Annotated in this window: 10 protein-coding genes; 6 read left to right on the top strand and 4 right to left on the bottom strand. The window is 75.5% G+C overall.

Features of this window, described 5'->3' with window-relative positions:
• Positions 1 to 94: 94 nt before the first annotated feature.
• On the bottom strand, positions 95 to 886 hold the full coding sequence (locus VM95_RS08385; protein ID WP_052707209.1) for a M23 family metallopeptidase: 792 nt from the start codon (positions 884 to 886) through the stop codon (positions 95 to 97).
• Between the two features lie 319 nt (positions 887 to 1,205).
• Here VM95_RS08385 and icmB point away from each other — a divergent pair, with 319 nt between their 5' ends.
• The gene (gene icmB / locus VM95_RS08380; protein ID WP_063773467.1) at positions 1,206 to 1,613 is read left to right on the top strand and encodes a coenzyme B12-dependent isobutyryl CoA mutase small subunit; all 408 of its coding nucleotides are present in this window, start codon (positions 1,206 to 1,208) and stop codon (positions 1,611 to 1,613) included.
• A 122-nt stretch (positions 1,614 to 1,735) separates the two neighbouring features.
• On the opposite strand, the gene VM95_RS08375 is transcribed toward icmB, so the two are convergent.
• Both VM95_RS08375 and VM95_RS08370 read right to left on the bottom strand, forming a co-directional pair.
• A complete protein-coding gene (locus VM95_RS08375; RefSeq protein ID WP_045693550.1) occupies positions 1,736 to 3,385 on the bottom strand; it encodes a DUF5691 domain-containing protein in 1,650 nt (549 codons plus the stop codon).
• An 11-nt stretch (positions 3,386 to 3,396) separates the two neighbouring features.
• Positions 3,397 to 4,722 carry an SWIM zinc finger family protein gene (locus VM95_RS08370; RefSeq protein WP_045693548.1) on the bottom strand — a complete coding sequence of 442 codons (1,326 nt, stop codon included), beginning with the start codon at positions 4,720 to 4,722 and terminating at the stop codon, positions 3,397 to 3,399.
• 180 nt (positions 4,723 to 4,902) lie between these two features.
• On the opposite strand from VM95_RS08370, the gene VM95_RS08365 reads away from it, so the two are divergent.
• The 5 genes from VM95_RS08365 to sucD all read left to right on the top strand — a co-directional run bounded on the left by VM95_RS08365 (position 4,903) and on the right by sucD (position 11,902).
• Positions 4,903 to 5,985, top strand: a complete 1,083-nt coding sequence (locus tag VM95_RS08365; RefSeq protein WP_107072883.1) for an ATP-binding protein — start codon at positions 4,903 to 4,905, stop codon at positions 5,983 to 5,985.
• Positions 5,982 to 8,339 (top strand): DUF5682 family protein, encoded by a 2,358-nt coding sequence (locus VM95_RS08360; RefSeq protein ID WP_045693544.1) that lies wholly within the window; start codon positions 5,982 to 5,984, stop codon positions 8,337 to 8,339. Before VM95_RS08365 ends, VM95_RS08360 begins: the two co-directional genes overlap by 4 nt.
• A gap of 21 nt (positions 8,340 to 8,360) precedes the next feature.
• Positions 8,361 to 9,524: a VWA domain-containing protein gene (locus VM95_RS08355; protein WP_045693542.1), complete on the top strand. Its 1,164-nt coding sequence runs from the start codon at positions 8,361 to 8,363 to the stop codon at positions 9,522 to 9,524.
• Between the two features lie 302 nt (positions 9,525 to 9,826).
• The gene (sucC, locus tag VM95_RS08350; protein WP_045693539.1) at positions 9,827 to 10,999 is read left to right on the top strand and encodes an ADP-forming succinate--CoA ligase subunit beta; all 1,173 of its coding nucleotides are present in this window, start codon (positions 9,827 to 9,829) and stop codon (positions 10,997 to 10,999) included.
• Between the two features lie 18 nt (positions 11,000 to 11,017).
• Complete coding sequence (gene sucD / locus VM95_RS08345; protein ID WP_045693537.1) at positions 11,018 to 11,902, top strand: succinate--CoA ligase subunit alpha; 885 nt, start codon at positions 11,018 to 11,020, stop codon at positions 11,900 to 11,902.
• A gap of 87 nt (positions 11,903 to 11,989) precedes the next feature.
• Here the strand turns inward: sucD and VM95_RS38635 are convergent, their stop codons facing one another.
• Complete coding sequence (locus VM95_RS38635; protein WP_052707208.1) at positions 11,990 to 14,080, bottom strand: LuxR C-terminal-related transcriptional regulator; 2,091 nt, start codon at positions 14,078 to 14,080, stop codon at positions 11,990 to 11,992.
• Positions 14,081 to 14,176 lie beyond the last annotated feature (96 nt).

Below are 14,176 nucleotides of genomic sequence, written 5' to 3'. Positions count from 1 at the left end.
GACCAGCGACGAGCATCAATCTCGGATATGTCCCCACCCATGAACGGCCCAACGAGCGAACCCAACAACCGTCACGGTAAGCACCGTTGCAGTACTAGCGGGGGTCCAGACCGTTCTGGAGGAACCACGGCAGCGGGTCGACCGGCCCGCTGCCGTCCGCCGGGCGGATCTCGAAGTGCAGGTGCGGCCCGGTGCTGTTGCCGCTGCTGCCGACGAAGGCGATCACGTCGCCCTGCTTCACCGGCCCCTTGCGGACCTTGTACTTCTGCAGGTGGCACATCCAGGCCTCGGTGCCGTCCGGCATCTTGAGTATCGACATGTAGCCGTAGAACGGGTTCCACTGGGTGCGGATCGTGCCGTCGGTGACGGCGTAGACCTCCGAGCCGCCGTCCACCGGGAAGTCGATGCCGGTGTGGCGGCGCATCCAGTGGGTGCCGGAGGCGCCGAACAGTTCGCCGAGGCCGTGCTTGGCGACCGGCATGACCACCTTGGGCGCGGCCGGCTGGGCGGCGGCCGCGGCCTGGTCGGCCTGCGCGGTGGCGTCGGTCGCGGGCTGGGCGCCGGCCAGCGGCTGCCTGGCGTCGCCGCGCGAGGCCTGGGCGGGGCCGTCGGCCGCGACGGCCTGCCGGGCGGCCTCGGCGGCGGCGGTGTGGTCCGGGGCGTCGGCGGCCGTGGCCTGCGCCGGCACCCGTCCGTCCTCCTGCTGCACCACCGTGATCGCCGCGGCGCCCGCCACACCGAGCGCGGCCACCGAGGGGACGGCGACGCGGAACAGGGCGGCCCGGGTGGCGGCCTTGGCGGCACCGCGCCGCTGGGCGCGGGACTGCTCGCGGGCGGCGAGGCGCAGCTCCGCACGGGTCGGGCGGGCGGCTGCGTCGGGAGCCATCGGGGGCTGCCTCCTCGGTGGGCCTCGGGCACGTCGTCGGGCGAGGGGAAAACAGCCGTGACTGTAGCCGCAAGGTCGACACCCCCGAAAACCCTCCGCTTGTCAAGAGGTCGCCCGGGGGGCGGTGTTGGGCCCGGAAGCGGAGTTACCTGCTGGTAGCAAGGGTTTGGGCTGTGACTTTGCCCTCCTCTTGGGAGGCGGCTCGGCCAACCGGGCCGGGTGGCGCTACCCTCCCCTCAGGTTGGTTATTGACCGTTAACCGCGCCGATGGCCCACAAGGTCCGGTCGGAATGTGGACGACGAGGTCCAGGAGGCAGTGATGAGTGTGTCGGGGCCGATCCGTGTGGTGGTCGCCAAGCCGGGGCTCGACGGTCACGACCGTGGCGCCAAGGTCATCGCGCGTGCCCTGCGCGACGCCGGTATGGAGGTCATCTACACCGGGCTGCACCAGACCCCCGAGCAGGTCGTCGACACCGCGATCCAGGAGGACGCGGACGGCATCGGGCTGTCGATCCTGTCCGGCGCGCACATGACGCTGTGCGCCCGGGTGCTGGAGCTGCTGAAGGAGCGCGACGCGGCCGACATCAAGGTCTTCTGCGGCGGGATCATCCCGGACGAGGACATCGCCGAGCTGAAGGCGATGGGCGTCGCGGACATCTTCACCCCGGGCACGCCCACCCGGGACGTGGTCGCCTGGGTCGAGGCCAACCTGCGCGCGGCGGTCTGACCGCGGGAACGTCGACGGCGGGCCGGCCCCTCACCGTGGGGGCCGGCCCGCCGTTTCGTCGGCCGTCGAGCTCGGCCGCTGAGCTCCGCCGTTGAGCCCAGCTGTCGAGCCAGCTGTCGAGTTCAGCCGTCGAGCTCGCCCGTTCGGTCGTCGAGCTCGGCGAGCATCGCCGCCCGGAAGCGCAGGGTGCCGGCCAGCCGGCCGAAGGTCTCCGACCAGGCCGAGTCCGGTGCCGCCTCGGCCGCCAACTCCTCGACGGCGGCCGCCGTTTCGGGCGCCAGCGCGCGCTCCGTCATCCCGAGTACCCCGCTGTGGCTCCACGGGTACGCGCCGGAGGAGGCGGCCCGGGCCAGCGCCGTCACCACGGCCGTGGACAGCGGCGGCGTCCACGGCGCCGCGCAGGCGCCGAGCAGCTGGAAGGCCTCGCCCAGGCCGTGCACCTCGATGAACGCGGCCGTCCAGGCGGCGCGCTCCTCGGGCGGCAGGACGGCCAGCAGCTTCGCCGGGGCGCCGGTGGCGCGCGGCGCCCGGGCCCGTCCGGCGCCGCGCGCGGGCCTGGCCGGGGCCGGGCCGAGCAGTGCCCGGGCCCAGTCGGCGTCGTGCTGGCGGACGGCGGCGCGCGCCCAGGCCTCCCGCAGGTCGTCGGCCCAGCTGCTGCTGGTCTCGTCGATGCTGTCGCCGACCCGCAGCGCGAGCAGCTGCTCGGGCGTCAGCCCGGTGCTCCGCGGCCAGGTCGACAGCGGCGCGGCGGCCACCACCTCGCCGAACCACCAGGCCCGTTCGCCGCGCCCGGTCGGCGACTTGGGCGTGATGCCGTCCCGCTGCATCGCCGCGTCGCACTCGGCGGGCGGGGTGACCAGCAGGTGGGTGCCGGACTCGGAGAGCCGGACGGCGGCCAGGGCCCGCTCGGACATCCGGTGCGCCAGGGCCGAACCGGGCAGGGTGGAGAGCAGCTCGGCGGCGGTGGCCCGGACGTTCTTGCTGCGGTCGCCGAGCGCGGCCTCCAGGAAGGGCTCGTCGGCGGGGGAGAGGCCGTCCTGCAGGGCGTCCAGGAACAGCAGCCGGTCCTCGGCGCGCTCGGTGGACCAGGTGCTGCGCAGCAGCTCCAGCCCGGCGGCCGGATCGCTGCGGCGCAGCAGCGTCAGGTGGGTGACCCGCTCGGCGAACAGGCCCTCGTGCCACAGCTGGTGGGCGTTCCGGGCGTTCTCGGCGTCCGCGTCGTCCTGGCCGACCGGCCGCGCCGCCGGCCGGTCGGTGGCGGTGCGCAGCACGAACCGCCAGTCCGGGTTCTGCTCGGCCAGCCAGCGGCCCAGCGGGCCGGCCAGCGCGACGGCGTCGGCGCGCAGTTCGCTGCGGGCCCGGGCGGCGTCGAGCAGGCCGGGTATCAGCGCGGCGGGCGCCCGCAGGCCCCGGTCGCGGGCGGTGCCGAGCCACTGCGGCAGCAGTTCGGCCAGGTTGGCCAGGCCGGCGCCGCTGACGGCGCCGGAGCGGCCGGCGAGCAGGACGGCCAGCCGGCGGGCGGCCGCCGCGGACAGTTCGGGGCGGGGGTCCTCGGGCGCGGGCGGCCCGGGCGGCTCGGCGGCGGGGACGGGCAGGGCGCCGGCCCGGCGGCGGACGGCGGCGAGCGCGGCCAGTTCCAGCAGGGCGGCGGCCGGGTCGGTGCGGTCCACGGCGTCGGCGAGCGGCAGGGCGGCGGCCGGGAGCGGACGGCGGTCGGTGCCGAGCAGGGCGGTGGTGTGCAGGGTCTCCCACGGGTCCTGGGTGATCGTCATGCCGGGTGCTCCTAGTTGTGGGTGAGGCCGACCGGGCGCTGGTCGGCGGACCAGGCCGTGACCGGGGCGAAGCCCTGGTGGCCGTACTCGCCGAAGACGGTCAGCGGGCGGCCGGTGGAGACCGCGGTGAGCCGCCACAGCGCCGCCTCCGGCACGGCCGAGGGACGTACGGGCACGGTGTGGTGGCCGTCCGTCAGGTGCCAGCCGTCCGGGGTGCGGACCGGCACGACGCCGGCCAGGACGGTCGGCCAGCTGTCCAGCCACGGGTCGTCCGCCACCGCCGTGCCGTACCCGGCGACGGCCTCGGCGACGGTGAGCCCGTCCGGCGGGGCCTGCGGGCCGGGCTCGGGCGCGCCGTACCGGGTGCCGAGGACGGCGCGCAGCGGCCGGGCGCCGGGGTGGAAGGCCAGCTCGGCCTCCAGCAGCCGGCCGGTGGGCAGGGCGAGGTCGGGGGCCTGGCCGGGGCGGCCGAAGGCGAGCAGCAGGGCGTACCGGCCGGTCTTGGCGCCGCGCACCCAGACCCGGCGGGTGGTGAGCCGTTCGTCGGAGGTGTCCCTGGAGCCGAGGACCAGCCAGCGGTCCCGGACGGTCGGCCCGGACAGCACCTCGGCCGCGTCCTGGGTGTAGCCGACCCGGCTGCGGACGGTGGCGGCCAGCTCGGGCGGCAGCTCGTCGACCCGGGTGGCGGCGGTGGCCAGCAGGTGCAGCAGCGCGTACTCCTCCAGCAGCCGCTCCTGCGGCAGGGCGTCCAGCTCCCGCACCTTGGTGGCCAGGCCGGGGGCCTGCGCGTCGACCATCCGGGCGGCGACCTCCTCCCAGGGGCCGGCCGTGGACTGGTCGGCCAGGCCGTGCCGGACCCGGTCGGCGAGCCGCAGCCGCAGCTCGGCCGCCCCGGCCGCGACCCGGGCGCCGCGCTTCTCGGCCCGGCGGCGGACGGCCTCCGGGTCGGCGGCGGGCTTCTCGGCGCGCTTCTGCGCGGCCTTCTCGGCGGCCTTCTCGGCGCGCGCCTGCCGGGCCTCGATCCAGTCGGCGGCCCAGTCGGCCGGTTCGGCGGCCGGGACGGCCTCGGGGGTGCCGCTCCAGAGCAGGAGGAGTCCGAGCGCGTGCTTGCACGGGAACTTCCGGCTGGGGCAGCTGCACTGGTAGGCGGGCGTGGCGAGTTCGATCACCGTGCGGTACGGCGTGCTGCCGCTGCCCCTGCACTCGCCCCAGAGCGCGGTGCCGTCGGTGCCCGCGCCGGACCACGGCGCGGGTGCGGAGAGCTTGCCCGCCGCCTTCTGCGACGCGGCGTCAGGGGCCAGGGACAGGACGTGTTCGGTGCTCCAGCGTTCCTCCATGCGACCGACCGTAGGCGGCGGCACTGACAACGGCTGACGGCCCGTCGCGTCCGCCCGCCGGCGTTGTCAGTGGCGCGTTGCAGGGTTGGTTCCACAGGCCGGGACGCCGACCTGGCTCCCCCCGATCACCCTGCCGCCGGGGCACCCGTGCGCCCGGCGGCCGACCCGAAGGAGCCCGACATGACCGACGTTCTGCGGCAGCACGCCGAGGACGCCTTCGCCGGTGAACTGGCCGCCCTGGCCGCCCAGGACGACCGCCCGCGCCCCGAGCGCTGGAAGCTGTCGCCGTGGGCCGTCGCGACCTACCTGCTCGGCGGTGAGCTGCCGGACGGCACCGCGATCACCCCCAAGTACATCGGCCCGCGCCGGGTGGTGGAGGTCGCCGTCACCACCCTGGCGACGGACCGCGCGCTGCTGCTGCTCGGCGTGCCCGGCACCGCGAAGACCTGGGTGTCCGAGCACCTGGCCGCCGCGATCAGCGGCGACTCGACGATGCTGGTGCAGGGCACCGCCGGCACCCCCGAGGAGGCCGTCCGGTACGGCTGGAACTACGCCCAGCTGCTCACCAACGGGCCGAGCCGGGACGCCCTGGTGCCCTCGCCGCTGATGCGGGCGATGGCGGAGGGCCGGATCGCCCGGGTCGAGGAGCTGACCCGCATCCCGGCCGACGTGCAGGACAGCCTGATCACCATCCTGTCCGAGAAGACGCTCCCGATCCCGGAGTTGGGCGCCGAGACGCAGGCCGTGCGCGGCTTCAACGTGATCGCCACCGCCAACGACCGCGACCGCGGCGTCAACGAGCTGTCCAGCGCGCTGCGCCGCCGCTTCAACACCGTGGTGCTGCCGCTGCCGGGCTCGCTGGACGAGGAGGTCGACATCGTCACCCGCCGGGTCAACCAGCTCGGCCGCTCCCTCGACCTGCCCGAACTGCCCGGCGGCGCCGAGGAGATCAGGCGCGTGGTGACCGTCTTCCGCGAGCTGCGGGCCGGCCTCACCACGGACGGCCGGACGAAGGTGAAGACCCCGAGCGGCACCCTCTCCACCGCCGAGGCGATCTCCGTCGTCACCAACGGCCTCGCGCTCGCCACCCACTTCGGCGACGGCGTGCTGCGCGCCGGGGACGTCACGGCCGGCATCCTCGGCGCCGTCGTCCGCGACCCGGTGGCCGACCGGGCGGTGTGGCGCGAGTACGTCGAAGGGGTGGTGCGCGAGCGCGACGGCTGGAAGGACTTCTACCGGGCCGCCCGCGAGGTGACCGTATGACCGTGTCCGAGGTCGCCCTGCTCGGTATCCGGCACCACGGCCCCGGCTCGGCGCGGGCGGTGGCCGCCGCGCTGGCGCGCTGGCGGCCGGACGCGGTGCTGATCGAGGGCCCGCCGGAGGCCGACGCGATCGTCCACCTCGCCGCCGAGAAGGACCTGGTGCCGCCGGTGGCCCTGCTCGCCCACGCGGTGGACGACCCGGCGAAGGCCGCCTTCTGGCCGTACGCCGAGTTCTCCCCGGAGTGGGTGGCGATCCGGTACGGCGTGGACCACGACCTGCCGGTCCGCTTCATCGACCTGCCCGCCGGGTACGGCTTCGCGCCGTTCACCGACGAGGACACCGACGAGTCGCCCGCCGACCCGCTGGCGCTGCTCGCCGAGGCCGCAGGCCACGACGACGCGGAGCGCTGGTGGGAGGACGTGGTCGAGCACCGCGCCCCCGCCTCCGGTTCCGATGCCGATGCCGATGCCGACGTCGAGGCCGCGCTCGCGCCATTCGCCGCCGTCGCCGAGGCGATGGGCGCGCTGCGCGCCGAGGGCCTCGGCGAGTCCCGCCGCGACCTGCTGCGCGAGGCGCACATGCGCCAGCAGGTCCGCGCCGCCCGCCGCGCCGGGCACCGGCGGATCGCCGTGGTCTGCGGCGCCTTCCACGTCCCCGCGCTGGCGACGATGCCCACCGTCGCCCACGACCGGGCGCTGCTCGCCGAGCTGCCGAAGAAGGTGAAGGCGGACGTCACCTGGATCCCCTGGACGCACCGCCGGCTCTCCCAGGCCACCGGCTACGGCGCGGGCGTCCAGTCGCCCGGCTGGTACCACCACCTGTTCACCACCGAGGGCGATCCGGTGCCGCGCTGGCTCACCCGGGCCGCCGACCTGCTGCGCGCCCAGGACCACCCGGTGTCCTCCGCGCACGTCATCGAGGCGGTCCGGCTCGCCGAGACGCTGGCCGTGCTGCGCGGCCGCCCGCTCGCCGGGCTGACCGAGACCATGGACGCCGTCCGCGCGGTGCTCTGCGAGGGCTCGGACGTCGCCCTGGAGCTCGTCCGGGACGGCCTGGTGGTCGGCGACGCGCTCGGTGAAGTCCCGGACGCTGCACCGGCGGTGCCGCTGCAGCGCGACCTGGCCCGGCTGCAGCGCTCGCTGCGGCTCAAGCCCGCGGCCGAGGCGAAGGAACTCGACCTCGACCTGCGCAAGGACACCGACGCGGCCCGCTCCCGGCTGCTGCACCGGTTGCGGCTGCTGGGCGTCGAGTGGGGAGTGCCGGCCCGCTCCTCGGTCAACTCGACCGGGACGTTCCGGGAGAGCTGGCGGCTGCACTGGCAGCCCGAGTTCGCCGTGCGGATCGCCGAGGCCGCCCAGTGGGGCACCACGGTCGAGGAGGCGGCCGTCAACAAGGCGGTCGGCACCGCCCGCGCGGCCGGCGAACTCGCCGAGCTGACCGGCCTGGTGGAGACCTGCCTGCTGGCCGGACTGTCCGGCGCGCTGCCCGCCGTGATGCGGGTGCTCGCCGACTGCGCCGCGCTGGACACCGACGTCGCGCACCTGGCCGGCGCGCTGCCCGCGCTCGTCCGGGCGCTGCGCTACGGCGACGTCCGCGGCACCGACCACGGCGCGCTCGCCGAGGCCGCGGCGGGCCTGGCCGACCGGGTCTGCGTCGGACTGCCGCCCGCCTGCGTCGGGTTGGACGCCGACAGCGCCACCGCGATGCGCGCCCGGCTCGACGAGGTGCACGGCGCGATCGGGCTGCTCGGCTCCGACCCGGACCGAGCCGGGGACGGCGACGGCGGCGGCCTCGCCGAGCGCTGGGCCGCCGCCCTGCGGTCGCTCGCCCGCCGCGAACCCACCGCCGGCCCGGCCACCGGCGCCCCGGGCCTGCTGCGCGGCCGGGCCGTCCGGCTGCTGCTGGACGACGGCCGGCTCGACTCCGCGGCCGCCGCCCGGCGCCTGCGGCTCGTCCTGTCCGCCGCCAACTCCCCGGCGGACGCGGCGGGTTGGGTGGAGGGCTTCCTCACCGGCGGCGGCGCCCTGCTGCTGCACGACCCCCGGCTGCTCGCCCTGCTCGACGAGTGGCTGACCGGCGTCGGCGCCGAGGTCTTCACCGACGTCCTGCCGCTGCTGCGCCGCACCTTCGCCGGCCTGGAGGCGGGCGTGCGCACCACCATCGGCAGCCGGGTCGCGGCCGGCCCGCTGGGCGGGGCCCCGGCCGCGGACACCCCGGGCGGCGAACTCGACGCCGCCCGCGCCGACGCCGCCGTCCCGGTGCTGGCCCTGCTGCTGGGCGGCCGTCCGAACAACCCCGGGCCGAAGATCCCCGGGCCGAAGATCCCCCGCCAGGCCGCCGGCCGCAACACCTGACACCCACCCGAGGAGGACCCGATGGCGACCACCACCGACGAACGGCTGCGCCGCTGGCGACTGGTGCTCGGCGGCGAGGCGGACGGCACCGGCTGCGCCCTGCGCGGCCGCGACGCCGCGATGGACGGCGCCCTCGCCGCGCTCTACCGGCGCGCCCCCGAGGAGGGGGCCCGCTCGGGGCGCGGCGGCCGGCGCGCCGCCGGGCTCGGCGGTTCGGCCCCGCAGGTCGCCCGCTGGCTGGGCGACATCCGTGAGTACTTCCCGTCGACCGTCGTCCAGCTGATGCAGCAGGACGCGATCACCCGGCTCGGCCTGGACCGCCTGCTGCTGGAGCCGGAGATGCTGGAGGCCGTCGAACCGGACGTCCACCTGGTCGGCACCCTGCTGTCGCTCAAGCACGCGCTGCCGGAGACCACCCGGGAGAGCGCCCGGGCCGTGGTCGGCAAGGTGGTCGCCGACCTGGAGCGCCGGCTCGCCGACCGCACCCGCTCCACGCTGAGCGGCGCGCTCGACCGCAGCGCCCGGGTCAACCGCCCGCGTCACCGCGACATCGACTGGGACCGCACGATCCGGGCCAACCTGAAGAACTACCTGCCCGAGCACGGCACCGTCGTCCCCGAGCGGCTGGTCGGCTACGCCCGCGCCCAGCGCGCGGTGAAGAAGGACGTCATCCTCTGCATCGACCAGTCCGGCTCGATGGCGCCCTCGGTCGTCCACTCGGCGGTGTTCGGCGCGGTGCTCGCCTCGATGCGCACGCTGGACACCCGGCTGGTCGTCTTCGACACCTCGGTGGTCGACCTCACCGAGCAGCTGACCGACCCGGTGGACGTGCTGTTCGCGACCCAGCTCGGCGGCGGCACCGACATCAACCGCGCGCTCGCCTACTGCCAGTCGAAGATCACCCGCCCGTCCGAGACGATCGTGGTGCTGATCAGCGACCTGTACGAGGGCGGGATCCGGGACGGCATGCTCCGGCGGGTCGCCGCGATGAAGGCGGCCGGCGTCCAGTTCATCGCGCTGCTCGCGCTCTCCGACGAGGGCGCCCCGGCGTACGACCACGCGCACGCCGCCGCCCTGGCCTCGCTCGGCGCGCCGGCCTTCGCCTGCACCCCGGACGCCTTCCCGGAGATCATGGCGGCGGCGATCGAGAAGCGCCCGATCCCGCTGCCCGACCAGGGGCGGTGATCGTTCACCCGTACGCGCTAACTCACCCGATCGACGGATCACGCGGCCGCCACGGGCTTCCGGCCAGGCTGTGACGGTTATCACCCACTATGGGCAGGCCCCGGGCGGAACACGCCCGTCCGACGGGGATAACCTGCCAGACGGACGTGACCCGCGTGTTGATTGACGTGTGCGCCCGTGGCTGTGTGGGCCGCAAGGCCGTACCTCTGCGTACCCGCAGCAGCCTCGACGACCCGCAGCGAAGATCCTGCCGTGGCACGCTCGTAGAGACACAATCCGCGACCACGAACAAGGACAAACACGTGGACCTGTTCGAGTACCAGGCGAGGGACCTCTTCGCCAAGCACGGCGTGCCCGTGCTTGACGGCGATGTCATCGAGACCGCCGCAGACGCTGCCGCCATCGCGGAGCGCTTCGGCGGCCGCGCCGTCGTCAAGGCTCAGGTGAAGGTGGGCGGCCGCGGCAAGGCCGGTGGCGTCAAGCTCGCCGCCGACCCGGCCGACGCCGTCGCCAAGGCCGAGGCGATCCTCGGTATGGACATCAAGGGCCACACCGTTCACAAGGTGATGCTGGCCCAGACCGCGGACATCAAGGACGAGTACTACGTCTCGTTCCTGCTGGACCGCACCAACCGCACCTTCCTGGCCATGGCCAGCGTCGAGGGCGGCGTGGAGATCGAGGTCGTCGCCGAGGAGAACCCCGACGCGCTCGCCAAGATCCCGGTCGACGCCAACGAGGGCTGCACCCCGGAGAAGGCCGCCGAGATCGTCGCCGCGGCGAAGTTCCCGGCCGAGGTCGCCGACCAGGTCGCCGAGGTCCTGCAGAAGCTGTGGACCGTCTTCATCAAGGAGGACGCCCTCCTCGTCGAGGTCAACCCGCTGATCAAGTCCGGCGACGGCAAGATCATCGCGCTCGACGGCAAGGTCTCCCTGGACGAGAACGCCGAGTTCCGTCAGCCGGAGCACGAGGCGCTCGAGGACAAGGCCGCGGCCAACCCGCTTGAGGCGGCCGCCAAGGCCAAGGGCCTGAACTACGTCAAGCTCGACGGCCAGGTCGGCATCATCGGCAACGGCGCGGGCCTCGTCATGAGCACCCTCGACGTGGTCGCCTACGCCGGTGAGAAGCACGGCGGCGTCAAGCCCGCCAACTTCCTCGACATCGGCGGCGGCGCGTCCGCCGAGGTCATGGCGAACGGCCTGGAGATCATCCTGGGCGACCCCGACGTCAAGTCGGTCTTCGTCAACGTCTTCGGCGGCATCACCGCGTGCGACGCGGTCGCCAACGGCATCGTGCAGGCCCTGGAGCTCCTCGCCGGCAAGGGCGAGAACGTCTCCAAGCCGCTGGTCGTCCGCCTGGACGGCAACAACGCCGAGCTGGGTCGCAAGATCCTCGACGACGCCAACCACCCGCTGGTCCAGCGCGTGGACACCATGGACGGCGCCGCTGACCGCGCCGCCGAGCTGGCCAACAAGTAAGGAAGGGGACTTAACACCATGGCTATCTTCCTTACCAAGGACAGCAAGGTCATCGTCCAGGGCATGACCGGCGCCGAGGGCATGAAGCACACCCGCCGCATGCTCGCCTCCGGCACCCAGATCGTCGGCGGCGTGAACCCGCGCAAGGCCGGCACCACGGTCGACGTCGACGGCACCGAGATCCCGGTCTTCGGCACCGTCGCCGAGGCGATGGAGAAGACGGGCGCCGACGTCTCCGTCCTCTTCGTCCCGCCGGCCTTCACCAAGGCCGCCGTCGTCGAGGCCGTCGACGCCGAGATCCCGCTGGCGATCGTCATCACCGAGGGCGTCCCGGTGCACGACACCGCCGCCTTCTGGGCCTACGCCGGTTCCAAGGGCAACAAGACCCGGATCATCGGCCCGAACTGCCCCGGCCTGATCAGCCCCGGCCAGTCGAACGCGGGCATCATCCCGGCCGACATCACCAAGGCCGGCAAGATCGGCCTGGTCTCGAAGTCCGGCACCCTGACCTACCAGCTCATGTACGAGCTGCGCGACATCGGCTTCTCCTCGGCCGTGGGCATCGGCGGTGACCCGATCATCGGCACCACCCACATCGACGCCCTCAAGGCGTTCCAGGAGGACCCGGACACCGAGATCATCGTGATGATCGGTGAGATCGGCGGCGACGCCGAGGAGCGTGCCGCGGCCTACATCGCCGAGCACGTCACCAAGCCGGTCGTCGGCTACGTCGCGGGCTTCACCGCCCCCGAGGGCAAGACCATGGGCCACGCCGGCGCCATCGTCTCCGGCTCCTCGGGCACCGCCCAGGCGAAGAAGGAGGCCCTCGAGGCCGCCGGTGTCAAGGTCGGCAAGACGCCGTCCGAGACCGCCCGCCTGGCGCGCGAGATCATCGCCGGCTGACCCTTCCCCGGCCGCGCGACGAGCGCCCCCCGCCCTTCCCGGGCGGGGGGCGCTCGCCGTTCTCCGGGCAGCCGGTTCTCCGGGCGCCTACCGGAGGACGGGCCCGCGCGCGCAGGGGTGCGTCGTCAGCGGCGGGCAGGCCACCGGCCCCTGCGGCGGCGGGGCCGCCGCGCCCCGGCCGTCCTGCGGGGTCAGCATCCACCGGGCGGCCGCCTGCGCCTGCGACTCCGGCTCCACCAGCACCGCCTCCAGCCCGGGTGCCGGGCTGCACCACAGGCTGCTGACCACGTTCGGGGAACCGCCGGGCAGTAGCGGCACACCCGGCTCCACCGGTGCGTCCGAGGCCGGCACGCACAGCGCCGGGGCCGGCGGTTCGGGAGGCCGCGTCAGCACCGCCGGGCGCACCCCCGCCAGGGTCGCCAGGGCAGCCCCGCCCACCGCCACCGTCAGCAGCGCCGCCGCGCCCGTGCGGCTCGCCGTCCACAACCGGTAGCGGGCCCGCAGCACCGGCACCGGCGGCCGGTGCGGAGCGGGCGCGCCGCGCACCGCGGCCCGGTGCAGCAGCCGGCTCAGCCCGTCCGCGAAGTCCGGCGCCGCCGGATCCGGCCCGACCAGGTCCGGCACCCACCCGGCCAGCGCCGTCCGGGCCGCCCACACCCGGGCCTCCGCCGCCGTCCGGGACGACTCCACCTCCACCGCGACCGCCGCCGCCGGCAGCCCCAGCCCGTCGTGCAGCACCAGGGCCCGCCGCTGCGGCCGGGACAGCCGCTTCAGCGCCTTCAGCAGCGCCCGGTCCCGGTCGGTCAGCCGGTCGTGGTCCGGCAGCACGGCCTGCGACTCGTCCGCCGGACGCACCTTGATCCGCCGGTGCGGCAGCTGCCACGCGTGCGCCCGCCGCGGGCCGCCCCGGTGCCACGGCGACAGCGCCAGCTCACTCGCCCGCGCCCGCACCCACCCCTCCGGGTCCCCGGTCGCCGCGACCCGCCCCCAGCGGCGCCGCGCGTCCCCGAACGCCAGCCGTACGCAGTGCACCGCCCGGTGCCGGCACGCCGTCAGCAGGAACACCTGCTGCACGAGACGGGTGTGCGCCGCCTCGTACAGCTCCTCGAAGCTCCCCGCCGCCGGCCGGGCCCGCCCGGCGGCCGGCTCCCCGGCGGCGCGCCCCTTCGGGACGGCCGTGGGCCGCGCGTCGGCGGCGCCGTCCGGCGCGGTGCTCTGCTTCGCCATGGCCTCGGCCCGTTCGTCGGTGTCGGCGGCGGTGGTGCGGTCGCTGCGGGTGGTGCTGTGTGCCGCGTCGGTCTCGGTGTCGCCGGGGGCGTGGGGCTCTGACGCGGCTTCTGTCCGGCCGCTGCGCGCGTCGGCGGCGGTGGTCCGTCCGCTGCGGGTGCCGGCGTCGGCCCTGGTGGCGGCGGGGGCGTGCTGCTCCGTCGCCGGGGCTGCGGCACGCTCCTTGCGGTTCGCCGGTGCGGTCCCGGAATCAGCCGCACGCCGCTCCGCCGCACCGCCGGGCGTCGCGGCATCGGCGGTTCCGGGCCGCCCGGCCGCGGCCGCCGCGTTCGCCCGGCGCTTGGGCGCGGCCTCCGCCGGTGTGCCGCCTCGGGCCGGGCCGCTGCCGGCGGTTCCGGTTCTCGCGCTGGGCCGAGCAGCCGCCTTTGCCCGCGAGGGCCCGGCGCCGGCGCCGGATGCCCCTGACGCGTCGTCCTCGCCGGCGGGCTTCGTGCCACCGCCGAGGACCGGCGTCCGCCGCGGCCGGTCCGCGACGGCAGGATCCGGGCCGCTCGCGCTGTGAACAGGGCCGGAGGCCTTGCCGGGTGCCGCCGTCAGGTCGCTCGGTCGGCCAGGCGTCGGGCCGCCGCCGCCGACGACCGCGGGCTGCTGTCGCCCGTCCGTTTCGGGGGCCTTCTGCTCGGTGCCGAGGGCGACGGCCTCGGCCTCGGTGGTGACGCCCAGTTTGCGCATGGCGCGGTGGAGGTGGCCGCGGGCGGTGGCCGGGGTGATGCCGAGGGCGGCGGCGGTGCGGGTGAGGTCGTGGCCGGCGGCGAGGTGGGCGAGGGTCTGGGCCTCACGGGGGGTCAGTTTCCGCAGCAGGCGCGCGGCGTCCTGGGCGGCGGCGTTCGGTGCGGCCGTACGGGGGTGCCGCTCGGGGGTGGGGGAGTCGGCGGTGGGTGGCGTGGTCATCAGACGCTCCGGGCCGGGGCGCCGGCGGCTTGGGGGCAGGGTCTGAAAAAGCGCATAAGCCAATAATCTGGGACACGGCGGCGGTTTGCCGCTTCA

Origin of the sequence: Streptomyces rubellomurinus (assembly GCF_000961885.1) — a bacterium.
Taxonomy (GTDB): domain Bacteria; phylum Actinomycetota; class Actinomycetes; order Streptomycetales; family Streptomycetaceae; genus Kitasatospora; species Kitasatospora rubellomurina.
The sequence above is the reverse complement of the archived record's forward strand: the minus strand, read 5'-3'. Positions and strand labels throughout refer to the sequence as shown.